The sequence below is a fragment of the Pseudomonas sp. CMR5c genome (assembly GCF_003850545.1).
Classification (GTDB): Bacteria; Pseudomonadota; Gammaproteobacteria; order Pseudomonadales; family Pseudomonadaceae; genus Aquipseudomonas; species Aquipseudomonas piscis.
Window position 1 is genome coordinate 6,090,380 of the sequence record NZ_CP027705.1, and the last position, 24,416, is coordinate 6,114,795.

Consider the following 24,416-nt stretch of genomic DNA (forward strand, 5'->3'; position numbering starts at 1 on the left):
ATCTCCCTGCTTGAAAGTGGATAGTTTGAACCAAGCTGACTCGCAGGTCACTCAAAAACAGCAGGAAAAGTGAAGATTATCCGAGAAAAGTAGTACAAATAACGCAAAAACCGCCCAAATGAGGGCGGTTCTGCTTCTTATTTAGACTTACTTGAGCGATACGCCCAAGGCTTTGGCAATACCTTCTCCATAGGCTTGATCAGCCTTGAAGAAGTGTTGCAACTGACGCTGCACTACATCGGCCGTAACGCCGGCCATGGCGCCAGCAATGTTGTTGATCAACAAAGCCTTCTGCCCGTCATCCATGAGACGGAACAGAGCGCCTGCGTGGCTGTAGTAGTCCGTATCCTCACGATGATCGTAGCGATCGGCTGCGCCACTCAGAGCCAGCGCTGGCTCTGCATAACGTGGTGCTTGCTTCGGCGCGTCACTGTAGCTGTTCGGCTCGTAGTTCGGCGCTGCGCCACCATTGGTGCCAAACGCCATCGCTCCATCGCGCTGGTAGCTGTTGACCGGGCTCAGCGGCGCATTCACCGGCAGTTGCTGGTGATTGGTACCAACGCGATAGCGATGCGCATCGGCGTAGGCAAACACCCGGCCCTGCAGCATGCGATCTGGCGACAGGCCGACACCGGGAACCATGTTGCTTGGACCAAACGCCGCCTGTTCGACCTCTGCGAAGTAGTTAAGCGGGTTGCGGTTCAACTCCAGTTCACCCACCTCGATCAACGGGAACTCCTTCTGCGACCAGGTCTTGGTCACATCGAAGGGATTCTCGTAGTGCGCTGCAGCCTGGGCCTCGGTCATGATCTGGATGCAAACGCTCCATTTCGGGAAGTCACCACGCTCGATAGCATTGAACAGGTCACGCTGGGCGTAGTCCGGATCGGTGCCAGCCAAGCGAGCAGCCTCTGCCGGAGCCAGGTTCTTGATCCCTTGCTTGGTCTTGTAGTGCCACTTGACCCAGTGCCGCTCGCCCTTCGCGTTGATCAGGCTATAGGTATGGCTGCCGAAACCGTGCATATGACGGTAGCCATCCGGGATACCCCGGTCGGAGAACAAGATGGTGACCTGGTGCAGAGCCTCTGGCGAGTGCGACCAGAAGTCCCACATTGCCTGGGCGCTCTTCAGGTTGTTCTGGGGAAGACGTTTCTGGGTGTGGATGAAGTCCGGAAACTTCAGCGGATCTCGAATGAAGAACACCGGAGTGTTGTTACCGACGATGTCCCAGTTGCCTTCCTCGGTATAGAACTTCAGAGCAAAACCACGCGGGTCACGCTCGGTATCGGCCGAGCCACGTTCACCACCTACAGTGGAAAAGCGCAGGAAGGTCGGGGTCTTCTTGCCTACCGACTCGAACAGCTTGGCGCTGGTGTACTGCGTGATGTCGCGGGAAACCGTGAAGGTGCCATAGGCGCCCGAGCCCTTGGCGTGCACACGGCGCTCAGGAATGTTTTCGCGATTGAAATGGGCGAGCTTTTCGATCAGGTGGAAATCGTCGAGAAGCAGCGGGCCACGGGGGCCAGCAGAACGGGAATTCTGGTTGTCAGCGACAGGAGCGCCACTTGCGGTCGTAAGAACTTTGGTCTGGCTCATGCTCAATATTCCTCTGTCTGTCTTGGAACTGCCGGCTAATCGGCTGAGAAAGAGTATTGACCATGATTGTTACAACATCCAATGCATTAGATTTCGCAAAACGATAGAAATTAACAATGAATGGACACACAAAAAACCGGGCACTAGGCCCGGTTCCTTGTTTCAGACTGACGTCTTACTCAGCGGATACAGCTTCGCCGCCAACAGCACGATCAACCAGTTCAACGTACGCCATAGGAGCGTTGTCGCCAGCGCGGAAACCGCACTTGAGGATGCGCAGGTAGCCGCCCTCACGGGTAGCGTAACGCTTGCCCAGATCGTTGAAGAGCTTACCAACGATAGCTTTCGAACGAGTACGGTCGAATGCCAGACGACGGTTAGCAACGCTGTCTGTCTTGGCCAGAGTGATCAGCGGCTCGGCAACGCGGCGCAGTTCTTTGGCTTTCGGCAGGGTAGTTTTGATCAGCTCGTGCTCGAACAGCGACACCGCCATGTTCTGGAACATGGCCTTGCGGTGCGAGCTGGTGCGGCTCAGGTGACGCCCACTTTTACGATGACGCATGGTTCATTCCTTACCAAACACAACGTTCGGTGATTACGACGATCAGGCAGTCGCCTTGTCGTCCTTCTTAAGACTTGCAGGCGGCCAGTTATCGAGGCGCATGCCGAGGGACAGACCGCGGGAGGCCAGAACATCCTTGATTTCAGTCAAGGATTTCTTGCCCAGGTTCGGAGTCTTCAACAGTTCTACTTCGGTACGCTGAATCAGGTCGCCGATGTAGTAAATGTTTTCCGCCTTAAGGCAGTTAGCCGAACGTACAGTCAGTTCCAGATCGTCAACCGGGCGAAGCAGGATCGGATCGATCTCGTCTTCCTGCTCGACTACCACTGGCTCACTGTCACCTTTGAGGTCGACGAACGCAGCCAACTGCTGTTGCAGGATGGTTGCAGCACGGCGGATAGCCTCTTCAGGGTCCAGAGTACCGTTGGTTTCCAGATCAATAACCAGCTTGTCCAGGTTGGTACGCTGCTCGACACGGGCGTTTTCCACCACGTATGCGATACGGCGAACCGGGCTGAACGAAGAGTCGAGCTGCAAGCGACCAATGCTGCGGCTTTCGTCTTCATCGCTTTGACGCGAGTCGGCCGGCTCATAACCACGACCACGAGCTACTACGAGCTTCATGTTCAGAGCGCCGTTAGACGCCAGGTTAGCGATTACGTGATCGGGATTAACGATCTCGACATCATGATCCAGCTGAATATCGGCAGCGGTAACCACCCCCGAACCCTTCTTCGACAAGGTCAGCGTAACTTCGTCACGGCCGTGCAGCTTGATAGCCAGACCTTTAAGGTTCAACAGGATTTCAATTACGTCTTCCTGTACACCTTCGATGGCGCTGTACTCGTGGAGCACACCGTCAATCTCGGCCTCGACTACTGCACAGCCGGGCATTGAGGACAACAGGATGCGGCGCAGCGCGTTGCCCAGGGTGTGGCCAAAACCACGCTCGAGAGGCTCGAGGGTGATCTTGGCGCGGGTTGGACTGACAACCTGCACATCAATATGGCGGGGTGTCAGGAACTCATTTACCGAAATCTGCATGGATGCACCTATTTTCTAGCCCTTACTTGGAGTAGAGCTCGACAATCAGGCTTTCGTTGATGTCGGCGGACAGATCACTGCGAGCTGGAACGTTCTTGAAAACGCCCGACTTCTTCTCAGTGTCTACTTCTACCCATTCTACGCGGCCACGTTGAGCACACAGATCGAGAGCTTGGACAATGCGAAGTTGGTTTTTTGCTTTCTCGCGAACAGCGACCACGTCACCAGCACGAACCTGGTAGGACGGAACGTTAACGGTCTGACCGTTTACGCTGATCGACTTGTGCGATACCAGCTGACGGGATTCGGCACGAGTAGAACCGAAGCCCATGCGGTATACAACGTTGTCCAGACGGCATTCCAGCAGCTGCAACAGGTTCTCACCAGTTGCGCCCTTCTTGCCGGCGGCTTGTTTGTAGTAACCGCTGAATTGACGCTCCAGAACGCCGTAGATACGACGAACTTTTTGCTTTTCACGCAGCTGGGTACCGTAGTCGGATTGACGACCACGACGCTGGCCGTGGATGCCAGGAGCTGCTTCGATGTTGCACTTGGATTCGATAGCGCGCACACCGCTCTTCAGGAAGAGATCGGTGCCTTCGCGACGAGCCAGTTTGCATTTTGGACCAATGTAACGAGCCATTCTTTACAATCTCCTGGATTACACGCGGCGCTTCTTCGGCGGACGGCACCCGTTGTGCGGGATTGGCGTCACGTCGGTGATGCTGGCGATCTTGTAGCCACAGCCGTTCAGAGCACGAACTGCGGATTCACGACCTGGACCTGGGCCCTTGACGTTAACGTCGAGGTTCTTCAGGCCATATTCCAGCGCAGCTTGGCCAGCACGCTCAGCAGCTACTTGAGCAGCGAACGGAGTGGACTTACGAGAACCGCGGAAACCCGAACCACCGGAGGTTGCCCAGGAAAGAGCGTTACCCTGACGGTCGGTGATGGTCACGATGGTGTTGTTGAAAGACGCGTGGATATGGGCGATGCCATCAACCACTGTCTTTTTGATTTTCTTACGAGGACGAGCAGCAGGTTTTGCCATGACTAAATTCCTGTCGATTCGCTGGTGCGATTACTTGCGGATCGGCTTACGCGGACCTTTGCGAGTACGCGCGTTGGTCTTGGTACGCTGACCGCGTACTGGCAGACCACGACGATGGCGCAGACCGCGATAGCAGCCCAGGTCCATCAAGCGTTTGATTTTCATGTTGTTTTCGCGACGCAGGTCACCTTCAGTGGTGAACTTCGCCACTTCGCCACGCAGCTGTTCAATTTGCTCGTCGCTCAGATCCTTGATCTTCGCAGCTGGGTTGACCCCAGTCACTGCACAGATTTTGTGTGCAGTAGTGCGACCAACACCATAGATGTAGGTCAGCGAGATAACAGTATGCTTGTTATCTGGAATGTTAACGCCTGCAATACGGGCCATTCAGTGGGACTCCAATTGACAGCTACCTACGCCCCGGAAGCCAAGAAATAGGGCGCGAGATAATATCGCTGTAATAACAAATAATCAACCCGGCAGCGCACTAGCTGCCGGGCTTGAAGCACAATCACACTCAGCCTTGGCGCTGCTTGTGACGTGGTTCCGCGCTGCAAATTACTCGAACAACACCTTCGCGGCGAATAATCTTGCAGTTACGGCACAGCTTTTTCACCGATGCACGAACTTTCATCACCAACTCCTCGAACCTTATGGATTAGCGCAGCATGCCGCTGCCGTAACCCTTCAGGTTGGCTTTCTTCATCAGGGATTCGTACTGGTGGGAAACGAGGTGCGATTGTACTTGCGACATGAAGTCCATAACAACCACGACCACGATCAGCAACGAGGTCCCGCCAAGGTAGAACGGAACGTTTGCAGCAACCACCAGGAACTGTGGCAACAGGCAGACGGCCGTCATATATAGAGCACCGAACATGGTCAAGCGGGTCAGAACGCCATCAATGTAGCGTGCCGATTGCTCACCTGGACGGATGCCCGGAATAAAGGCACCGGACTTCTTCAGGTTTTCCGCTACGTCTTTCGGATTGAACATCAACGCCGTATAGAAGAAGCAGAAGAAAATAATCCCTGCACTAAACAGCAGAATATTCAACGGCTGACCAGGAGCGATCGACTGCGAGATGTCCTGCAACCAGCCCATACCTTCAGACTGACCGAACCAGGCACCCAACGAAGCCGGAAACAGCAAAATGCTGCTCGCGAAGATAGCAGGAATAACACCGGCCATATTCACTTTCAGCGGCAAGTGGCTGGTCTGCGCAGCAAACACCTTACGGCCCTGCTGACGCTTGGCGTAGTGAACAGCAATACGACGCTGGCCACGCTCAATGAACACCACAAAACCGATGATCGCTACTGCCAGCAAACCGATCGCAACCAAGGCGAAAATGTTGATATCACCCTGACGTGCAGACTCGAAAGACTGCCCGATCGCTCTCGGAAGACCGGCGACGATACCTGCGAAAATCAACATCGAGATACCGTTGCCAACACCACGCTCAGTAATCTGCTCACCCAGCCACATCATGAACATCGCGCCAGCCACGAAAGTGGATACCGCGACGAAATGGAAGCCAAAGTCACCAGTGAACGCAACGCCCTGCCCGGCCAGACCAACGGACATGCCGATAGCCTGAACCAGAGCGAGGACGACAGTGCCGTAGCGGGTGTACTGGCTGATCTTGCGACGGCCAGCTTCACCTTCCTTCTTCAACTGCTCCAGCTGTGGGCTGACAGCGGTCATGAGTTGCATGATGATCGATGCCGAGATGTACGGCATGATCCCCAATGCAAAGATACTCATGCGCTCCAGCGCACCACCGGAAAACATGTTGAACAAGCTAAGAATGGTCCCCTCATTCTGTCGAAACAGGTCTGCGAGTCGATCAGGGTTGATACCTGGAACCGGGATGTGCGCACCTATCCGATAGACGATAATCGCCATGAACAGAAAACGCAGACGAGCCCAGAGTTCAGACATACCGCCTTTGCCGAGCGCAGAGAGAGCACCTTGCTTAGCCATTTATTCCTCGAACTTGCCGCCAGCTGCTTCGATAGCCGCACGCGCACCTTTGGTGGCTGCGATGCCCTTGATGGTCACAGCGCGAGTAACTTCACCGGACAGCATGATTTTCACACGCTGAACGTTCTGGTTAATCACGTTGGCATCTTTCAGGGACTGCACGGTGACGATGTCGCCTTCCACTTTAGCCAGCTCGGACAGACGCACTTCTGCGCGATCCATGGCTTTCAGGGAAACGAAACCGAACTTCGGCAGGCGACGATGCAGCGGCTGTTGACCGCCTTCAAAGCCTGGAGCAATGGTGCCACCGGAGCGGGAAGTCTGACCTTTGTGACCACGGCCACCAGTCTTACCCAAACCGCTACCGATACCACGGCCCGGACGATGCTTTTCGCGACGGGAACCCGGCGCTGGACTCAGATCATTGAGTTTCATCGATTAACCCTCGACACGCAGCATGTAGTAAGCCTTGTTGATCATCCCGCGATTCTCGGGAGTATCCTGGACTTCTACAGTGTGACCGATGCGACGCAGGCCCAGACCCTTAACGCACAGTTTGTGGTTAGGGATACGGCCGGTCATGCTTTTGATCAGCGTTACTTTAACGGTAGCCATGATCAGATGATCTCCTGGACGCTTTTGCCACGCTTGGCGGCAATGGATTCAGGGGACTGCATCGCCTTCAAACCCTTGAAAGTGGCGTGAACCACGTTTACTGGGTTAGTCGAGCCGTAGCACTTGGCCAGAACGTTCTGAACGCCAGCAACCTCGAGGACAGCACGCATAGCGCCGCCAGCGATGATACCGGTACCTTCAGAAGCAGGCTGCATGTACACCTTGGAAGCGCCGTGGGCAGACTTCATTGCGTACTGCAGGGTAGTGCCGTCCAGATCAACTTGGATCATGTTGCGACGAGCAGCTTCCATTGCCTTCTGGATCGCAGCAGGCACTTCACGCGACTTGCCACGGCCGAAGCCAACACGGCCCTTACCATCACCAACCACGGTCAACGCGGTGAAAGTGAAGATACGGCCACCTTTTACGGTTTTGGCTACGCGGTTAACTTGAACCAGCTTCTCGATGTAGCCTTCGTCGCGCTTTTGGTCGTTATTGGACATAACTTAGAACTCCAGCCCAGCTTCACGAGCAGCCTCAGCCAGCGCCTTGACGCGGCCGTGGTACTTGAAGCCGGAACGGTCGAAAGCCACTTGCGAGACACCAGCGGCTTTTGCACGCGTAGCGACCAGCTGGCCAACCTTAGTAGCCGCGTCGATGTTGCCAGTGGCGCCATCACGCAGTTCTTTATCCAAAGTCGAGGCGCTTGCCAGGACCTTGTTGCCGTCGGCCGAAATGACCTGGGCGTAGATGTGCTGCGAAGAGCGGAACACGCAGAGACGCACGACTTCGAGTTCGTGCATTTTCAGGCGTGCTTTGCGAGCGCGACGCAGTCGAGTAACTTTTTTGTCGGTCATTTGCTATGCCCTACTTCTTCTTGGCTTCTTTACGACGGACGACTTCGTCCGCGTAGCGCACACCTTTACCTTTGTAAGGCTCTGGTGGACGGAAGTCGCGGATCTCAGCGGCCACTTGACCTACCAGCTGCTTGTCGATGCCCTTGATCAGGATATCGGTCTGGCTAGGAGTCTCAGCGGTGACGCCTGCCGGCAGTTCGTAATCCACTGGATGCGAGAAGCCGAGGGCCAGGTTCAGCACTGTGCCTTTTGCCTGTGCCTTGTAACCAACACCGACCAGCTGGAGCTTGCGCTCGAAGCCTTGGCTTACGCCCTGGACCATGTTGTTAACCAGTGCACGAGTAGTACCGGCCATTGCGCGAGTTTGCTGGTCGCCATTGCGAGCAGCAAAACGCAGCTCACCGGCTTCCTGAACAATTTCAACGGAGGCGTGTACGTTCAGTTCGAGAGTACCCTTGGCACCCTTCACCGAAAGCTGTTGGCCGGCGAATTTTACTTCGACGCCAGCTGGCAGCTTAACGGGGTTCTTAGCGACGCGAGACATGCTTATCCCCCCTTAGAACACAGTGCAAAGAACTTCGCCGCCGACACCGGCAGCGCGCGCAGCACGATCAGTCATCACACCTTTGTTGGTGGAGACGATAGACACGCCGAGGCCGCCACGTACTTTCGGCAGCTCTTCAACGGACTTGTACTGACGCAGGCCTGGACGGCTAACGCGCTTCACTTCCTCGATGACCGGACGGCCTTCGAAGTACTTCAGCTCGATGGACAGCAGAGGTTTGATTTCGCTGCTGATCTGATAACCCGCAATGTAACCTTCGTCCTTCAGGACTTTTGCTACAGCCACCTTCAAAGTGGAAGACGGCATGCTCACGACGGACTTTTCAGCCATCTGGGCATTACGGATTCGAGTTAGCATGTCCGCTAACGGGTCCTGCATACTCATGGGCTAGATGCTCCTGATACAAAAAGAATTAGCCTTGCGGCTACAGCTTTCGCCAAAGAAGCCCGGGCAAAAAACACGGGCTCAGGCGAGCCGGTCATTCTAGACACACCCCAGAAATGAATCAAGCCCCAAAAGGGGCTTGATTCATGCTCGAACTCACCGGTGATCGGGATTTTTCACCCCTATCACCATGAGCCTGTCGCCATTACCAGCTGGCTTTTACCAGACCTGGAACGTCACCACGCATTGCGGCTTCACGCAGCTTGTTACGGCCCAGGCCGAACTTGCGGTAAACGCCATGCGGACGACCGGTCAGGCGGCAACGGTTACGCATGCGCGAAGCGCTTGCGTCACGTGGTTGCTTCTGCAGAGCTACGGTAGCTTCCCAACGGGCTTCTGGACTTGCGTTCAGATCCACGATGATCGCTTTCAGCGCTGCACGCTTGGCGGCGTACTTGGCAACGGTGAGCTGACGCTTCAGCTCACGGTTCTTCATGCTCTTCTTGGCCATTTTCCTACTCCAATCAGTTGCGGAACGGGAATTTGAAAGCACGCAGCAGAGCGCGGCCTTCATCATCGTTCTTGGCAGTGGTGGTCAGGGTAATGTCCAGACCGCGGAGAGCATCGATCTTGTCGTAATCGATTTCCGGGAAAATGATCTGCTCTTTCACGCCCATGCTGTAGTTGCCACGACCATCGAAGGACTTGGCATTCAGGCCGCGGAAGTCGCGAACCCGAGGCAGGGAGATCGACAGCAGACGATCCAGGAACTCGTACATACGCTCGCGGCGCAGGGTCACTTTGACGCCGATCGGCCATCCTTCGCGGACTTTGAAGCCAGCGATGGATTTACGAGCGTGAGTCACAACGACTTTCTGGCCGGTGATCTTTTCCAGGTCAGCAACAGCGTGCTCGATGACTTTTTTGTCGCCGATCGCTTCGCCCAGACCCATGTTCAGGGTGATCTTGGTAACGCGCGGAACTTCCATCACGTTCGAAAGCTTAAGTTCTTCCTTAAGCTTCGGGGCGATTTCCTTCCGGTAAATCTCTTGGAGTCGTGCCATGGTCTTCTACCTAGCAGTGTTCAAGCATCAACCGCTTTTTGGGTCGACTTGAAGACACGAATTTTCTTGCCGTCTTCTACTTTGAAGCCAACGCGGTCAGCCTTGTTGGTTTCGCTGTTGAAAATAGCAACGTTGGAAGCGTGCAGTGGCGCTTCTTTCTCGACGATACCGCCTTGTACGCCCGACATCGGGTTAGGCTTGGTATGACGCTTGACCAGGTTCAGGCCACCTACGACCAGACGGTCGTCAGCCAGAACCTTAAGCACCTTACCGCGCTTACCTTTGTCTTTGCCGGCGATCACGATGATCTCGTCGTCACGACGAATCTTTTGCATGTCGGATCTCCTTACAGCACTTCTGGGGCGAGCGAGACGATCTTCATGAACTTCTCAGTACGAAGTTCACGGGTCACTGGCCCAAAGATACGGGTGCCGATCGGCTCTTGCTTGTTGTTCAGCAGAACAGCAGCGTTGCCATCAAAGCGGATGATCGAGCCATCTGCACGGCGAACGCCGTGACGAGTGCGGACTACGACAGCAGTCATCACTTGGCCTTTTTTCACCTTACCGCGAGGAATTGCTTCCTTGACGGTAACCTTGATGATGTCACCGATACCAGCGTAACGACGATGGGAGCCACCCAGCACCTTGATGCACATAACGCGGCGAGCGCCGCTGTTATCGGCCACATCGAGCATGGATTGAGTCTGAATCATATAATTTCTCCGACCCCTAGCCCTTAGACTTCCACAGCGCGTTCGAGAACATCAACCAGGGCCCAGGACTTGGTCTTGGCCATCGGACGGGTCTCACGGATAGTGACCTTGTCGCCGATGTGGCACTGGTTGGTTTCGTCGTGCGCGTGCAGCTTAGTCGAACGCTTAACGTATTTACCGTAGATAGGGTGCTTAACGCGACGCTCGATCAGAACGGTGATGGTCTTGTCCATCTTGTCGCTGACAACACGGCCAGTCAGCGTACGGACAGTTTTTTCGGCTTCAGCCATGATTACTTACCTGCCTGCTGGTTGAGCACAGTCTTCACGCGAGCGATGTCACGCTTAACTTGCGAGAGCAGATGAGACTGCCCCAACTGGCCAGTTGCTTTCTGCATGCGCAGATTGAACTGGTCGCGCAGCAGGCCGAGCAGTTGCTCGTTCAGCTGCTGTGCGGATTTTTCACGAAGTTCATTCGCTTTCATCACATCACCGTCCGCTTAACAAAGGAGGTGGCGAGAGGCAGCTTTGCAGCAGCCAGGGCGAAAGCCTCACGCGCCAGCTCTTCAGAAACACCCTCGATTTCATACAGGACTTTGCCTGGCTGAATCTGGGCAACCCAGTATTCGACGTTACCCTTACCTTTACCCATCCGAACTTCGAGTGGCTTCTTGGAAATAGGCTTGTCCGGGAATACACGGATCCAGATCTTGCCGCCACGTTTTACGTGACGGGTCAGGGCACGACGTGCCGACTCGATCTGACGAGCGGTGAGACGACCACGAGCAACAGACTTCAGCGCGAACTCGCCGAAGCTGACCTTGCTACCGCGCAGTGCCAGACCACGGTTGTGGCCGGTCATCTGCTTGCGGAACTTCGTACGCTTTGGTTGCAACATTTGGCGTACCCCTTACTTAGCAGCTTTTTTACGAGGCGCTGGCGCTTGCGGCTTCAGCTCTTCTTGGCGACCACCAATTACTTCGCCTTTGAAGATCCAAACCTTCACACCGATCACACCGTAGGTGGTGTGAGCTTCGTAGGTGGCATAGTCGATATCGGCACGGAGGGTGTGCAGTGGCACACGACCTTCGCGATACCATTCAGTACGTGCGATTTCAGCACCGCCGAGACGACCGCTCACTTGGATTTTGATGCCTTTGGCACCAATGCGCATGGCGTTCTGTACGGCGCGCTTCATGGCACGACGGAACATTACGCGACGCTCCAGCTGCTGAGCTACGCTCTGCGCAACCAGCATACCGTCGAGTTCCGGCTTGCGGATCTCTTCGATATTGATGTGCACAGGCACACCCATTTGCTTGGTCAGGTCCTGACGCAGTTTTTCAACATCTTCACCTTTCTTGCCAATCACGATGCCGGGACGAGCGGTGTGGATGGTGATGCGTGCAGTTTGAGCCGGACGATGGATATCGATACGGCTTACGGACGCGCTTTTTAGTTTGTCTTGGAGATACTCACGCACATTCAGATCTGCGAGCAAATAGTCCGCATAAGTCCGACCGTCTGCGTACCAGACGGAGGTGTGCTCCTTGACGATTCCCAGGCGAATGCCAATGGGATGTACTTTCTGACCCATCTCTTCGACTCCGTTACTTGTCAGCAACCTTGACAGTGATATGGCAAGACCGCTTGACGATGCGATCAGCACGGCCTTTGGCACGTGGCATGATGCGCTTCAGCGAACGCCCTTCGTTGACGAAAACGGTGGAGACCTTCAGGTCATCAACGTCTGCGCCTTCGTTATGCTCGGCGTTGGCTACGGCCGACTCCAGCACTTTCTTCATGATCTCGGCGGCTTTCTTACTGCTGAAAGCCAACAGGTTGAGCGCGTCGCCCACCTTCTTCCCGCGGATCTGGTCGGCGACCAAGCGGGCTTTCTGGGCGGAGATTCGAGCGCCCGACAGCTTAGCGGCTACTTCCATCGTTCCTTACCCCTTAACGCTTGGCTTTCTTGTCAGCCACGTGCCCGCGATATGTACGGGTACCGGCGAACTCGCCCAGTTTGTGGCCGACCATGTCTTCGTTCACGAGAACTGGAACATGCTGACGACCGTTATGCACAGCAATGGTCAGACCGACCATTTGTGGCAGGATCATGGAACGGCGCGACCAGGTCTTAACTGGTTTGCGATCGTTCTTTTCCGCCGCCACTTCGATCTTCTTCAGTAGGTGAAGATCAATAAAAGGACCTTTTTTCAGAGAACGTGGCACTGTCGTATCCCTCTATTTACTTGCGACGACGGACGATCATTTTGTCGGTACGCTTATTACCACGAGTCTTCGCGCCCTTAGTCGGGAAGCCCCATGGCGATACCGGATGACGACCACCGGAGGTACGACCTTCACCACCACCATGTGGGTGGTCAACCGGGTTCATGGCAACACCACGAACGGTTGGGCGAACGCCACGCCAGCGTTTGGCACCAGCTTTACCCAGCGAACGCAGGCTATGCTCGGAGTTCGAGACTTCGCCCAGGGTCGCGCGGCATTCAGCCAGCACTTTACGCATCTCACCAGAACGCAGACGCAGGGTCACGTAGACACCCTCACGAGCGACCAGCTGAGCCGAAGCACCAGCCGAACGAGCGATTTGCGCGCCTTTACCTGGCTTCAGTTCGATGCCGTGTACGGTGCTACCAACTGGAATGTTACGCAGCTGCAGAGAGTTGCCCGGCTTGATCGGTGCCAGGGCACCTGCGATCAGCTGGTCGCCAGCACTCACGCCTTTAGGGGCGATGATGTAGCGACGCTCGCCATCGGCGTAGCACAGCAGAGCGATGTGAGCAGTACGGTTTGGATCGTATTCGATACGCTCGACGGTGGCAGCGATGCCATCCTTGTCGTTGCGACGGAAGTCGACCAGACGATAATGCTGCTTATGACCACCACCAACGTGACGAGTAGTGATACGGCCATTGTTGTTACGACCACCAGACTTCGATTTTTTCTCGATCAGCGGTGCGTGAGGAGCGCCTTTATGCAGCTCCTGGTTGACCACCTTGACCACAAAACGGCGGCCAGGGGAAGTCGGTTTGCATTTAACGATTGCCATGATGCGCCCCTTCCTTACTCAGCACTGCTGCTGAAATCGAGATCTTGGCCTGGCTGAAGGGAGATAACTGCCTTCTTCCAGTCATTACGCTTGCCCAGACCACGTGCGGTACGCTTGCTCTTACCCAGAACGTTCAGGGTAGTAACGCGCTCCACTTTCACGCTGAACAGGCTTTCGACGGCCTTCTTGATTTCCAGCTTGGTTGCATCGGTAGCAACCTTGAAAACGAACTGGCCTTTCTTGTCTGCCAGAACCGTAGCCTTCTCGGAAACATGCGGGCCAAGCAGAACTTTAAATACGCGTTCCTGGTTCATCCCAGCAGCTCCTCGAATTTCTTCACGGCCGACACAGTGATCAACACTTTGTCGTATGCGATCAGACTAACTGGATCGGAACCTTGCACATCACGAACATCAACGTGAGGCAGGTTACGAGCAGCCAGGTACAGGTTCTGATCAACAGCGTCAGACACGATCAGAACGTCGGTCAGACTCATGCCGTTCAGCTTACCCAGCAGATCTTTGGTTTTCGGAGTTTCGACAGCGAAATCCTGAACCACGACCAGACGATCAGTGCGCACCAGCTCAGCAAGGATGGAACGCATTGCTGCGCGATACATCTTCTTGTTCAGCTTCTGGGAGTGATCTTGAGGACGAGCTGCGAAAGTGGTGCCGCCGCCGCGCCAGATTGGGCTGCGGATAGTACCAGCACGAGCACGGCCAGTACCTTTCTGACGCCATGGGCGCTTACCGCCACCAGAAACGTCGGAACGGGTCTTTTGCTGCTTGCTACCCTGACGGCCGCCAGCCATGTAGGCCACGACTGCTTGGTGAACCAGCGTCTCGTTGAATTCGCCGCCAAATGTCAGTTCGGAAACTTCGATCGCTTGAGCGTCATTTACATTTAATTGCATGTCAGCTTCCCCTTAACCGCGAGCCTTGGCCGCCGGACGCACAACCAGGTTGCCGCCAGTAGCGCCAGGAACAGCGCCCTTGACCAACAACAGATTGCGTTCAGCGTCGACGCGCACTACTTCGAGGGACTGCACGGTCACGCGCTCAGCGCCCATATGACCGGACATTTTCTTGCCCTTGAATACACGACCAGGAGTCTGGCACTGGCCAATAGAGCCCGGGACGCGGTGGGAAACGGAGTTACCGTGGGTGTTATCTTGACCGCGGAAATTCCAACGCTTGATGGTACCGGCGAAGCCTTTACCTTTCGACTGACCGGTAACATCTACCAGTTGGCCAGCTGCGAAGATTTCTGCGCTGATCAGATCGCCAGCTTGGTACTCGCCTTCTTCAAGACGGAATTCCCAAACGCCACGACCAGCAGCAACATTTGCTTTAGCGAAGTGACCTGCCTGAGCGGCAGTCACGCGCGAAGCACGACGCTCACCTACAGTGACTTGCACTGCACGATAGCCATCGGTTTCTTCAGTTTTGAACTGGGTGACACGATTCGGTTCGATCTCGATGACCGTGACCGGAATGGAGACACCTTCTTCGGTGAAAATGCGGGTCATACCGCACTTACGACCGACTACACCAATAGTCATGTTGTAAACCTCATGAGTGTACGGGGCTTTCACCCGCTATGGCCGCCCATTTCAGAGCGTTACACGACCAAGACCGAGTCTTAGCCGAGGCTGATCTGCACTTCCACACCTGCCGCAAGATCAAGCTTCATAAGTGCATCAACGGTTTTATCCGTTGGCTGAACGATGTCCAGCACGCGCTTATGAGTACGGATCTCGTACTGGTCACGCGCGTCTTTGTTGACGTGCGGGGAGACCAGAACGGTGAACCGCTCTTTACGAGTAGGCAGTGGAATTGGACCACGCACTTGAGCACCAGTACGTTTCGCGGTTTCCACGATTTCCTGGGTGGATTGGTCGATCAGGCGATGGTCGAAAGCCTTCAACCTGATACGGATTTGCTGATTTTGCATTGGATTTCAGACTCCAGGCTGCTATTCCCACCGGGCGCAATACGCCCGTTAAAAGGAGGCGCAATTCTATAGACGGCCCCACAGAGTGTCAACCCAATAAAAAAGCCCCCGCAAGCGGGGGCTTTTTCATGAGTCGTCGATTACTCGATGACTTTGGCTACGACGCCAGCGCCGACGGTACGACCGCCTTCACGGATAGCGAAACGCAGACCATCTTCCATCGCGATGGTTTTGATCAGAGTGACAGTCATCTGGATGTTGTCACCTGGCATTACCATTTCAACGCCTTCTGGCAGTTCGCAGTTACCGGTCACGTCAGTAGTACGGAAGTAGAACTGTGGACGATAGCCTTTGAAGAACGGAGTATGACGGCCGCCTTCTTCTTTGCTCAGAACGTAAACTTCAGCAGTGAACTTGGTGTGCGGCTTAACGGTACCCGGCTTAACCAGAACCTGGCCACGCTCAACGTCGTCACGCTTAGTGCCACGCAGCAGAACGCCGCAGTTCTCACCAGCACGACCTTCGTCCAGCAGCTTGCGGAACATTTCAACGCCGGTGCAGGTAGTTTTCTGAGTATCGCGCAGACCCACGATCTCAACTTCTTCCTGGATGCGAACGATGCCACGCTCAACACGGCCAGTTACCACGGTGCCACGACCGGAGATCGAGAACACGTCTTCGATTGGCATCAGGAACGGCTTGTCGATAGCACGCTCTGGCTCTGGGATGTAGGTGTCCAGAGTTTCTACCAGACGCTTAACAGCGGTGGTACCCATTTCGTTGTCGTCTTGGCCGTTCAGAGCCATCAGAGCCGAACCGATGATGATCGGAGTGTCATCACCTGGGAAGTCGTAAGTGCTCAGCAGATCGCGCACTTCCATCTCAACCAGTTCCAGCAGCTCAGCGTCGTCAACCATGTCAGCCTTGTTCAGGAAGACAACGATGTACGGAACGCCTACCTGGCGGGACAGCAGGATGTGCTCACGAGTTTGTGGCATCGGACCATCGGCAGCCGAGCAAACCAGGATCGCGCCGTCCATCTGGGCAGCACCAGTGATCATGTTTTTTACGTAGTCGGCGTGACCCGGGCAGTCAACGTGCGCGTAGTGACGAATGTTCGAATCGTACTCTACGTGCGCAGTGTTGATGGTGATACCACGAGCTTTTTCTTCTGGAGCGCTGTCGATCTTGTCGAAGTCAACACGAGCCGAACCGAAAACTTCGGAGCAAACGCGAGTCAGAGCAGCGGTCAGAGTGGTTTTACCGTGGTCAACGTGACCGATGGTGCCAACGTTGACGTGCGGTTTGTTACGTTCAAATTTTTCTTTAGCCACGACTATTAACTCCTAGCCTAAAGGGGAGGCTGAATCAGCCTTGTTTTTTAACGAGAGCTTCGACGATGTTCGACGGAGCTTCGGCGTATTTGGAGAATTCCATGGAGTAGCTCGCGCGACCCTGAGACATGGAACGAACGTCGGTTGCATAACCGAACATCTCACCCAGCGGCACTTCGGCGCGGATAACCTTGCCGGACACCGAGTCATCCATACCCTGGATCAGACCACGACGACGGTTCAGGTCACCCATCACGTCACCCATGTAGTCCTCTGGGGTTACTACTTCAACCTTCATGATCGGCTCAAGCACAACACCGCCGCCCTTCTGGGCCAGCTGCTTGGTCGCCATGGAGGCCGCTACCTTGAACGCCATCTCGTTGGAGTCGACGTCGTGGTAGGAACCATCAAACACGGTAGCCTTCAGGCCGATCAGCGGATAGCCGGCAACGACGCCGTTCTTCATCTGCTCTTCGATACCCTTCTGGATAGCCGGGATGTATTCCTTAGGAACCACACCACCAACGACTTCGTTGGTGAAGACCAGGCCTTCGGTAATGTTGCCGTTCGCATCGACGTCCGGCTCCGAGAAACGGATCCAGCAATGACCGAACTGGCCGCGACCGCCAGACTGGCGAACGAACTTGCCTTCGATCTCAACGTTGCTCTTGCTGATCTTCTCGCGGTACGAAACCTGCGGTTTGCCGATGTTGGCTTCGACGTTGAACTCGCGCTTCATGCGGTCAACGAGGATGTCCAGATGCAGCTCGCCCATACCAGAGATGATGGTCTGGCCGGTCTCTTCGTCGGTCTTGACACGGAACGACGGGTCTTCCTGAGCCAACTTGCCCAGTGCGATACCCATCTTCTCCTGGTCCTGCTTGGTTTTCGGCTCTACCGCTACCGAAATCACGGGCTCAGGGAAATCCATACGCTCAAGGATGATCTGCTTCTCGATATCGCACAGGGTGTCACCAGTGGTGACGTCCTTCATGCCGATCAGAGCAGCGATATCGCCTGCACGTACTTCCTTGATCTCTTCACGCTGGTTGGCGTGCATTTGCACCATACGACCAACGCGCTCTTTCTTGCCCTTGACCGAGTTGATCACGGAGTCGCCCGAGCTCAGGAAGCCCGAGTAAACACGCACGAAAGTCAGAGTACCAACGAACGGGTCGGTAGCGATCTTGAACGCCAGAGCCGAGAACGGTTCAGCATCGTCCGCATGACGCTCGTCGTAATCCGCCTCTACCAGCTCATCCTTCGGCTTCTCGATGAGGTCCGGATGGATACCCTTGATCGCAGGGATCTCGGTTGGAGCAGGCAGGAAGTCGATAACGGCGTCGAGAACCAGGGGAACACCCTTGTTCTTGAACGAAGAACCACAGACAGCTGGAACGATCTCGCTAGCCAGGGTGCGCGCACGCAGACCAGCCTTGATCTCCTCAGGAGTCAAGTCACCTTCTTCAAGGTACTTGTTCATCAGCTCTTCGTTGGCTTCGGCAGCAGCTTCAACCATGTTGGAGCGCCACTCGTTAGCCAGGTCCAGCATATCGGCAGGAATTTCTTCCTCGCGATAGGTAGTACCCTTGTCGTCGTCGTTCCAGTAGATAGCCTTCATCTTGATCAGGTCGACCTGACCCTGGAAGTTATCTTCCGAGCCGATAGCCAACTGAACCGGAACCGGAGTGTGGCCCAGACGGTTCTTGATCTGACCAACAACACGCAGGAAGTTGGCACCAGCACGGTCCATCTTGTTCACGTAAACAACACGTGGGACGCCGTACTTGTTGGCTTGACGCCATACGGTTTCGGACTGCGGCTCAACACCGGAAGTACCGCAGAACACCACGACCGCGCCGTCAAGCACACGCAGAGAACGCTCTACTTCAATGGTGAAGTCTACGTGGCCAGGGGTATCGATAACGTTTACACGATAGTTATCGTATTGACCGCGCGAACCTTTCCAGAAGGTAGTTACAGCAGCGGAGGTAATGGTAATCCCACGCTCCTGCTCCTGAACCATCCAGTCGGTGGTAGCAGCGCCGTCATGCACCTCACCCATCTTATGGCTGAGACCTGTGTAGAACAGGATCCGCTCGGTAGTGGTAGTCTTGCCCGCGTCAACGTGGGCACAGATACCGATGTTACGGTAGCGGTTGATTGCTGTAGTACGAGCCATAAAGCCCTCGCAAATTGAATGATGCCGATATTAGAAGCGGTAGTGCGAGAAAGCCTTGTTGGCTTCAGCCATACGGTGTACGTCTTCACGCTTCTTAACTGCAGCACCTTTGCCTTCGGCAGCGTCCAGCAGTTCGCCAGCCAAACGCAGAGCCATAGACTTCTCGCCGCGCTTGCGCGCGAAGTCTACCAACCAGCGCATTGCCAGAGCGTTACGACGGGACGGACGAACTTCGACCGGAACCTGGTAAGTAGCACCACCTACACGGCGCGACTTCACTTCGACCAGCGGAGCGATGGCGTCGAGAGCTTTCTCGAAGATTTCCAGGGGATCGCTGTTCTTGCGTTCTTTAACTTTTTCCAGCGCGCCATAAACGATACGCTCGGCAACGGCTTTCTTGCCGCTCTCCATAACGTGGTTCATGAACTTGGCGAGGATCTGGCTTCCGTATTTTGGATCGTCCAGAATCTCACGCTTGGCTGCTACGCGACGTCTTGGCATTGATAAGCCCTCAAACGGTCTTCAGGTTAGCTCGGGACAGTTGATCCAGAAGGAAACGTGCCCGACCTTACTCTTATCGACTCAATATAAATAAAATCTGCAAAACGACCGATTACTTCGGACGCTTGGTACCGTACTTCGAACGACCTTGGTTACGACCTTTAACGCCGGAAGTATCCAGGGAGCCGCGAACGGTGTGGTAACGAACACCTGGCAAGTCTTTTACACGGCCGCCACGGATCAGGACGACGCTGTGCTCTTGCAGGTTGTGGCCTTCACCACCGATGTACGAGGAAACCTCGAAACCGTTGGTCAGACGCACACGGCATACTTTACGCAGTGCCGAGTTAGGTTTTTTCGGCGTAGTGGTGTACACGCGAGTGCACACGCCACGACGTTGCGGGCAGTTCTGCAGCGCAGGCACGTCGGATTTCTCGACGATACGCTTGCGCGGCTGACGTACCAGCTGGTTGATAGTTGCCATCTACTAGCTCCACTGTTGTCTTTCGACATAAACAAAATGGCAAAGCACACGCTCTACCAATTTTAGGGGTACAAGAGTCTAAAGAGGATCTTGGCCCCAGTCAAGACAAGGCCCCGACCTCCCCGATCAGTGAAACTCGACATATTTGTCTCGTTTCTCAGTCGGAAAGGTCGGGGCCTCGGTCTCAATCTACTGCAGGCATCAGCTACCGCTGGAGTTCAGCGCTTCGGTCAGTGCTGCTTCGACTTCACTTGCGCTCACACGCAGAGGTTTGTCGGCATCACGACGACGCTTACGCTCGTTGTGGTAAGCCAGGCCAGTACCAGCCGGGATCAGACGACCCACGACAACGTTTTCTTTCAGGCCGCGCAGGTAGTCGCGCTTGCCGGTTACCGCCGCTTCGGTCAGTACGCGAGTGGTCTCTTGGAAAGAGGCCGCCGAGATGAACGATTCGGTAGACAAGGACGCCTTGGTGATACCCAGCAGTACGCGGGTGAACTTGGCGATGAACTTGTCTTCGGTGCTCAGGCGCTCGTTTTCCACCAGCACGTGAGTCAGTTCCATCTGGTCGCCCTTGATGAAGCTGGAATCACCGGACTCGGAGATCTCGACCTTACGCAGCATCTGACGCAGGATCGTCTCGATGTGCTTGTCGTTGATCTTCACGCCCTGCAGACGGTAAACGTCCTGGATCTCGTTGACGATGTACTTGGCCAGCGCACTTACACCCAGCAGACGCAGGATGTCGTGTGGATCGCTTGGACCGTCGGAGATAACTTCGCCGCGGTTCACTTGTTCGCCTTCGAAGACGTTCAAGTGACGCCACTTCGGAATCAGCTCCTCGTATGGATCGCTACCATCGTTCGGGGTGATGACCAGGCGACGCTTGCCCTTGGTTTCCTTACCAAACGCGATGGTACCGCTGACTTCCGCCAGGATCGACGCCTCTTTCGGACGACGAGCCTCGAACAAGTCGGCAACGCGCGGCAGACCACCGGTGATGTCACGGGTCTTCGAGGTTTCCTGCGGAATACGAGCGATAACATCACCGATCGCAATCTGGGCACCGTCGGCAACACCAACCAGGGCGTTAGCCGGCAGGAAGTACTGGGCCGGTACGTCGGTACCTGGCAGCAGCAGATCCTTGCCATCCATACCCACCATCTTCACGGCAGGACGAATGTCCTTACCGGCAGCTGGACGGTCTTTGACATCGAGCACTTCGATGTTGGTCATACCGGTCAATTCGTCGGTCTGACGCTTGATCGTGATGCCTTCTTCCATGCCCACGTAGGTCACGGTACCTTTCATTTCGGTAACGATCGGGTGGGTGTGCGGGTCCCACTTGGCCACGATGGCACCAGCGTCGACCTTGTCGCCTTCCTTCACCGAAATCACGGCACCGTATGGCAGCTTGTAGCGCTCGCGCTCGCGACCGAAGTCGTCGGCAATCGCCAACTCACCAGAACGAGACACGGCAACCAGGTGACCGTCGACACGCTCTACGTGCTTCAGGTTATGCAGGCGCACAGTACCGCCGTTCTTCACCTGGACGCTGTCGGCTGCCGAGGTCCGGCTCGCCGCACCACCGATGTGGAACGTACGCATGGTCAGCTGGGTACCCGGCTCACCGATGGACTGAGCGGCAATTACACCTACAGCCTCACCAATGTTCACCTGGTGACCACGAGCCAGATCGCGGCCGTAGCACTTGGCGCAGATGCCATAGCGGGTTTCACAGCTGATCGGCGAACGCACAACCACTTCGTCGATGCTGTTGAGCTCGATGAACTCGACCCACTTCTCGTCTACCAAGGTACCGGCAGGAACGATAACGTCCTCGGTGCCTGGCTTGAATACATCACGGGCGATAACACGACCCAATACGCGCTCACCCAGAGGCTCTACTACGTCACCGCCTTCAATGTGCGGAGTCATCAGCAGGCCGTGCTCGGTACCGCAATCGATCTCGGTAACCACCAGGTCTTGCGCCACGTCTACCAGACGACGAGTCAGGTAACCGGAGTTCGCAGTCTTCAATGCGGTATCCGCCAGACCTTTACGAGCACCGTGGGTCGAGATGAAGTACTGGAGTACGCTCAGACCTTCACGGAAGTTCGCAGTAATCGGCGTCTCGATGATGGAGCCGTCCGGCTTGGCCATCAGACCACGCATACCGGCCAGCTGACGGATCTGGGCCGCGGAACCCCGCGCACCCGAGTCGGCCATCATGTACATCGAGTTGAACGACTCTTGCTCGACTTCATCGCCATTACGGTCGACGACCTTCTCCTTCGAGAGGTTGGCCATCATCGCCTTGGAAACTTCGTCGTTGGCCTTCGACCACAGGTCGATCACCTTGTTGTACTTCTCACCCTGGGTTACCAGGCCGGAGGCGTACTGGCTCTCGATCTCTTTCACTTCGTCGGTGGCAGCACCGATGATGCGGGCTTTTTCATCCGGGATAACGAAGTCGTTAACACCGATGGAAACGCCGGAAATGGTCGAGTAGGCAAAACCGGTATACATCAACTGGTCAGCGAAGATCACGGTCTCTTTCAGACCGACCACGCGGTAGCACTGGTTGATCAGCTTGGAAATCGCCTTCTTCTTCATCGGCAGGTTGACGACGTCGAACGACAGACCCTTCGGCACAACCTGGAACAGCAGCGCACGGCCGACAGTGGTGTCGACGATACGGGTGGCGCTCACGCTGCCGCCATCACGATCATTGACGGTTTCGCTGATACGAACCTTGATCTTGGCATGCAGAGCAGCTTCGCCAGCGCGGAATACGCGGTCGACTTCCTGCAGGTCCGCGAACACACGACCTTCGCCCTTGGCGTTGATCGCTTCACGGGTCATGTAGTACAGACCCAGTACCACGTCCTGCGACGGAACGATGATCGGCTCACCGTTGGCTGGCGACAGGATGTTGTTGGTCGACATCATCAACGCACGCGCTTCCAGCTGGGCTTCCAGCGTCAGCGGTACGTGCACGGCCATTTGGTCACCGTCGAAGTCGGCGTTGTACGCCGCACAAACCAGAGGGTGCAGCTGGATAGCCTTACCTTCGATCAGTACGGGCTCAAACGCCTGGATACCCAGACGGTGAAGGGTCGGTGCACGGTTGAGCAGTACGGGGTGTTCGCGAATCACTTCGGCGAGAACGTCCCAAACCTCTGGCAGCTCACGCTCGACCATCTTCTTGGCGGCCTTGATGGTGGTCGCCAGACCACGCATTTCCAGCTTGCCGAAAATGAACGGCTTGAACAGCTCGAGAGCCATCTTCTTCGGCAGACCGCACTGGTGCAGACGCAGGGTCGGACCTACGGTAATTACCGAACGGCCGGAGTAGTCAACACGCTTACCGAGCAAGTTCTGACGGAAACGACCTTGCTTACCCTTGATCATGTCGGCCAGGGATTTCAGAGGACGCTTGTTCGAACCGGTGATGGCGCGACCGCGACGACCGTTGTCGAGCAGTGCATCGACCGCTTCCTGCAGCATGCGCTTTTCGTTGCGCACGATGATGTCAGGCGCAGACAGATCCAGCAGGCGCTTCAGACGGTTGTTACGGTTGATCACTCGACGATACAGATCGTTGAGGTCGGAAGTAGCGAAGCGACCGCCATCCAGCGGAACCAGTGGACGCAGATCCGGCGGCAGAACCGGCAGAACGGTCAGCACCATCCACTCAGGCAGGTTGCCGGAGCCCTGGAAGGCTTCCATCAACTTCAGGCGCTTGGACAGCTTCTTGATCTTGGTTTCCGAGTTGGTTTGCGGAATCTCTTCACGCAGGCGGCCGATCTCGTGCTCCAGGTCGATAGCGTGCAGCAGTTCGCGGACAGCTTCGGCACCCATGCGGGCATCGAAGTCATCACCGAACTCTTCCAACGCCTCGAAGTACTGCTCGTCGTTCAGCAGCTGACCCTTCTCCAGGGTGGTCATGCCCGGATCAATAACGACGTAGCTCTCGAAGTAGAGCACGCGCTCGATATCACGCAGGGTCATGTCCATCAGCAGGCCGATACGGGACGGCAGCGACTTCAGGAACCAGATGTGGGCGACTGGAGAAGCCAGTTCGATGTGCGCCATGCGCTCACGACGAACCTTGGCCAGCGCGACTTCAACGCCGCACTTCTCGCAGATCACACCACGATGCTTCAAGCGCTTGTACTTACCGCACAGGCACTCGTAATCCTTCACTGGACCAAAGATCTTGGCGCAGAACAGGCCGTCGCGCTCAGGTTTGAACGTACGGTAGTTGATGGTTTCCGGCTTTTTAACTTCACCGAACGACCACGAACGGATCATCTCAGGCGAGGCCAATCCAATACGGATGGCGTCGAACTCTTCGACTTGACCCTGGTTTTTCAGCAAATTCAGTAGGTCTTTCAAGGCCTTTCCTCCTGGCGGAGCAGGAAGCGGGCAATACCTGCCCCACTCC

Annotated in this window: 34 protein-coding genes; all 34 read right to left on the reverse strand. The window is 55.6% G+C overall.

What is annotated here, in order from left to right:
* Positions 1 to 147: 147 nt before the first annotated feature.
* The 34 genes from C4K40_RS28095 to rpoC all read right to left on the reverse strand — a co-directional run bounded on the left by C4K40_RS28095 (position 148) and on the right by rpoC (position 24,367).
* Positions 148 to 1,596 (reverse strand): catalase, encoded by a 1,449-nt coding sequence (locus tag C4K40_RS28095; protein WP_053134941.1) that lies wholly within the window; start codon positions 1,594 to 1,596, stop codon positions 148 to 150.
* Between the two features lie 175 nt (positions 1,597 to 1,771).
* Positions 1,772 to 2,158 (reverse strand): 50S ribosomal protein L17, encoded by a 387-nt coding sequence (gene rplQ, locus C4K40_RS28100; protein WP_007955635.1) that lies wholly within the window; start codon positions 2,156 to 2,158, stop codon positions 1,772 to 1,774.
* Positions 2,159 to 2,200: 42 nt separating this feature from the next.
* Positions 2,201 to 3,202 carry a DNA-directed RNA polymerase subunit alpha gene (gene rpoA, locus C4K40_RS28105; RefSeq protein WP_007970428.1) on the reverse strand — a complete coding sequence of 334 codons (1,002 nt, stop codon included), beginning with the start codon at positions 3,200 to 3,202 and terminating at the stop codon, positions 2,201 to 2,203.
* Between the two features lie 22 nt (positions 3,203 to 3,224).
* Positions 3,225 to 3,845 carry a 30S ribosomal protein S4 gene (rpsD, locus tag C4K40_RS28110; protein WP_011063772.1) on the reverse strand — a complete coding sequence of 207 codons (621 nt, stop codon included), beginning with the start codon at positions 3,843 to 3,845 and terminating at the stop codon, positions 3,225 to 3,227.
* Positions 3,846 to 3,863: 18 nt separating this feature from the next.
* Positions 3,864 to 4,253: a 30S ribosomal protein S11 gene (gene rpsK / locus C4K40_RS28115; RefSeq protein ID WP_007924177.1), complete on the reverse strand. Its 390-nt coding sequence runs from the start codon at positions 4,251 to 4,253 to the stop codon at positions 3,864 to 3,866.
* Between the two features lie 30 nt (positions 4,254 to 4,283).
* On the reverse strand, positions 4,284 to 4,640 hold the full coding sequence (gene rpsM, locus C4K40_RS28120) for a 30S ribosomal protein S13 (RefSeq protein WP_022641369.1): 357 nt from the start codon (positions 4,638 to 4,640) through the stop codon (positions 4,284 to 4,286).
* 130 nt (positions 4,641 to 4,770) lie between these two features.
* On the reverse strand, positions 4,771 to 4,887 hold the full coding sequence (gene rpmJ, locus C4K40_RS28125; protein WP_002555468.1) for a 50S ribosomal protein L36: 117 nt from the start codon (positions 4,885 to 4,887) through the stop codon (positions 4,771 to 4,773).
* A gap of 24 nt (positions 4,888 to 4,911) precedes the next feature.
* The gene (secY, locus tag C4K40_RS28130) at positions 4,912 to 6,240 is read right to left on the reverse strand and encodes a preprotein translocase subunit SecY (protein WP_022641370.1); all 1,329 of its coding nucleotides are present in this window, start codon (positions 6,238 to 6,240) and stop codon (positions 4,912 to 4,914) included.
* Positions 6,241 to 6,675, reverse strand: coding sequence for a 50S ribosomal protein L15 (rplO, locus tag C4K40_RS28135; RefSeq protein ID WP_007924183.1), 435 nt, complete (start codon positions 6,673 to 6,675; stop codon positions 6,241 to 6,243). It abuts the gene before it with no gap.
* A gap of 3 nt (positions 6,676 to 6,678) precedes the next feature.
* Positions 6,679 to 6,855, reverse strand: a complete 177-nt coding sequence (rpmD, locus tag C4K40_RS28140) for a 50S ribosomal protein L30 (protein ID WP_003176408.1) — start codon at positions 6,853 to 6,855, stop codon at positions 6,679 to 6,681.
* Positions 6,856 to 6,857: 2 nt separating this feature from the next.
* The gene (rpsE, locus tag C4K40_RS28145; RefSeq protein ID WP_022641371.1) at positions 6,858 to 7,358 is read right to left on the reverse strand and encodes a 30S ribosomal protein S5; all 501 of its coding nucleotides are present in this window, start codon (positions 7,356 to 7,358) and stop codon (positions 6,858 to 6,860) included.
* A 3-nt stretch (positions 7,359 to 7,361) separates the two neighbouring features.
* On the reverse strand, positions 7,362 to 7,712 hold the full coding sequence (rplR, locus tag C4K40_RS28150) for a 50S ribosomal protein L18 (RefSeq protein ID WP_022641372.1): 351 nt from the start codon (positions 7,710 to 7,712) through the stop codon (positions 7,362 to 7,364).
* A gap of 10 nt (positions 7,713 to 7,722) precedes the next feature.
* The gene (gene rplF / locus C4K40_RS28155) at positions 7,723 to 8,256 is read right to left on the reverse strand and encodes a 50S ribosomal protein L6 (protein ID WP_022641374.1); all 534 of its coding nucleotides are present in this window, start codon (positions 8,254 to 8,256) and stop codon (positions 7,723 to 7,725) included.
* Between the two features lie 12 nt (positions 8,257 to 8,268).
* Entirely contained in the window at positions 8,269 to 8,661 is a 393-nt protein-coding gene (rpsH, locus tag C4K40_RS28160) for a 30S ribosomal protein S8 (RefSeq protein ID WP_011063773.1), read from the reverse strand.
* Between the two features lie 205 nt (positions 8,662 to 8,866).
* The gene (gene rpsN, locus C4K40_RS28165) at positions 8,867 to 9,172 is read right to left on the reverse strand and encodes a 30S ribosomal protein S14 (protein WP_022641375.1); all 306 of its coding nucleotides are present in this window, start codon (positions 9,170 to 9,172) and stop codon (positions 8,867 to 8,869) included.
* 13 nt (positions 9,173 to 9,185) lie between these two features.
* Positions 9,186 to 9,725, reverse strand: a complete 540-nt coding sequence (gene rplE, locus C4K40_RS28170) for a 50S ribosomal protein L5 (RefSeq protein WP_022641376.1) — start codon at positions 9,723 to 9,725, stop codon at positions 9,186 to 9,188.
* 20 nt (positions 9,726 to 9,745) lie between these two features.
* Positions 9,746 to 10,060, reverse strand: coding sequence for a 50S ribosomal protein L24 (gene rplX / locus C4K40_RS28175; RefSeq protein WP_010443924.1), 315 nt, complete (start codon positions 10,058 to 10,060; stop codon positions 9,746 to 9,748).
* 11 nt (positions 10,061 to 10,071) lie between these two features.
* The gene (gene rplN, locus C4K40_RS28180) at positions 10,072 to 10,440 is read right to left on the reverse strand and encodes a 50S ribosomal protein L14 (RefSeq protein ID WP_002555479.1); all 369 of its coding nucleotides are present in this window, start codon (positions 10,438 to 10,440) and stop codon (positions 10,072 to 10,074) included.
* A 23-nt stretch (positions 10,441 to 10,463) separates the two neighbouring features.
* Complete coding sequence (gene rpsQ, locus C4K40_RS28185) at positions 10,464 to 10,730, reverse strand: 30S ribosomal protein S17 (protein WP_003194644.1); 267 nt, start codon at positions 10,728 to 10,730, stop codon at positions 10,464 to 10,466.
* Between the two features lie 2 nt (positions 10,731 to 10,732).
* Positions 10,733 to 10,924, reverse strand: a complete 192-nt coding sequence (gene rpmC / locus C4K40_RS28190) for a 50S ribosomal protein L29 (protein WP_002555481.1) — start codon at positions 10,922 to 10,924, stop codon at positions 10,733 to 10,735.
* Positions 10,924 to 11,337: a 50S ribosomal protein L16 gene (rplP, locus tag C4K40_RS28195; RefSeq protein WP_003228729.1), complete on the reverse strand. Its 414-nt coding sequence runs from the start codon at positions 11,335 to 11,337 to the stop codon at positions 10,924 to 10,926. Before rplP ends, rpmC begins: the two co-directional genes overlap by 1 nt.
* 12 nt (positions 11,338 to 11,349) lie before the next feature.
* Complete coding sequence (gene rpsC / locus C4K40_RS28200; RefSeq protein WP_007924192.1) at positions 11,350 to 12,036, reverse strand: 30S ribosomal protein S3; 687 nt, start codon at positions 12,034 to 12,036, stop codon at positions 11,350 to 11,352.
* Positions 12,037 to 12,049: 13 nt separating this feature from the next.
* A complete protein-coding gene (rplV, locus tag C4K40_RS28205) occupies positions 12,050 to 12,382 on the reverse strand; it encodes a 50S ribosomal protein L22 (protein ID WP_003304070.1) in 333 nt (110 codons plus the stop codon).
* 13 nt (positions 12,383 to 12,395) lie between these two features.
* The gene (rpsS, locus tag C4K40_RS28210) at positions 12,396 to 12,671 is read right to left on the reverse strand and encodes a 30S ribosomal protein S19 (RefSeq protein WP_002555486.1); all 276 of its coding nucleotides are present in this window, start codon (positions 12,669 to 12,671) and stop codon (positions 12,396 to 12,398) included.
* 16 nt (positions 12,672 to 12,687) lie between these two features.
* A complete protein-coding gene (rplB, locus tag C4K40_RS28215; RefSeq protein WP_083456946.1) occupies positions 12,688 to 13,512 on the reverse strand; it encodes a 50S ribosomal protein L2 in 825 nt (274 codons plus the stop codon).
* Between the two features lie 14 nt (positions 13,513 to 13,526).
* Complete coding sequence (gene rplW / locus C4K40_RS28220) at positions 13,527 to 13,826, reverse strand: 50S ribosomal protein L23 (RefSeq protein ID WP_002555488.1); 300 nt, start codon at positions 13,824 to 13,826, stop codon at positions 13,527 to 13,529.
* Positions 13,823 to 14,425, reverse strand: coding sequence for a 50S ribosomal protein L4 (gene rplD / locus C4K40_RS28225; RefSeq protein ID WP_068577550.1), 603 nt, complete (start codon positions 14,423 to 14,425; stop codon positions 13,823 to 13,825). Before rplD ends, rplW begins: the two co-directional genes overlap by 4 nt.
* Positions 14,426 to 14,437: 12 nt before the next feature.
* A complete protein-coding gene (rplC, locus tag C4K40_RS28230) occupies positions 14,438 to 15,073 on the reverse strand; it encodes a 50S ribosomal protein L3 (protein WP_022641381.1) in 636 nt (211 codons plus the stop codon).
* An 80-nt stretch (positions 15,074 to 15,153) separates the two neighbouring features.
* Positions 15,154 to 15,465: a 30S ribosomal protein S10 gene (rpsJ, locus tag C4K40_RS28235; protein ID WP_003186070.1), complete on the reverse strand. Its 312-nt coding sequence runs from the start codon at positions 15,463 to 15,465 to the stop codon at positions 15,154 to 15,156.
* A gap of 140 nt (positions 15,466 to 15,605) precedes the next feature.
* Positions 15,606 to 16,799 carry an elongation factor Tu gene (gene tuf, locus C4K40_RS28240; RefSeq protein WP_011063776.1) on the reverse strand — a complete coding sequence of 398 codons (1,194 nt, stop codon included), beginning with the start codon at positions 16,797 to 16,799 and terminating at the stop codon, positions 15,606 to 15,608.
* Positions 16,800 to 16,833: 34 nt separating this feature from the next.
* On the reverse strand, positions 16,834 to 18,981 hold the full coding sequence (gene fusA, locus C4K40_RS28245; RefSeq protein WP_053138922.1) for an elongation factor G: 2,148 nt from the start codon (positions 18,979 to 18,981) through the stop codon (positions 16,834 to 16,836).
* Between the two features lie 30 nt (positions 18,982 to 19,011).
* Complete coding sequence (rpsG, locus tag C4K40_RS28250; RefSeq protein ID WP_007925959.1) at positions 19,012 to 19,482, reverse strand: 30S ribosomal protein S7; 471 nt, start codon at positions 19,480 to 19,482, stop codon at positions 19,012 to 19,014.
* Between the two features lie 112 nt (positions 19,483 to 19,594).
* Positions 19,595 to 19,966 (reverse strand): 30S ribosomal protein S12, encoded by a 372-nt coding sequence (gene rpsL / locus C4K40_RS28255; RefSeq protein ID WP_003186084.1) that lies wholly within the window; start codon positions 19,964 to 19,966, stop codon positions 19,595 to 19,597.
* A gap of 201 nt (positions 19,967 to 20,167) precedes the next feature.
* On the reverse strand, positions 20,168 to 24,367 hold the full coding sequence (gene rpoC / locus C4K40_RS28260) for a DNA-directed RNA polymerase subunit beta' (protein WP_053138919.1): 4,200 nt from the start codon (positions 24,365 to 24,367) through the stop codon (positions 20,168 to 20,170).
* Between the last annotated feature and the right edge of the window lie 49 nt (positions 24,368 to 24,416).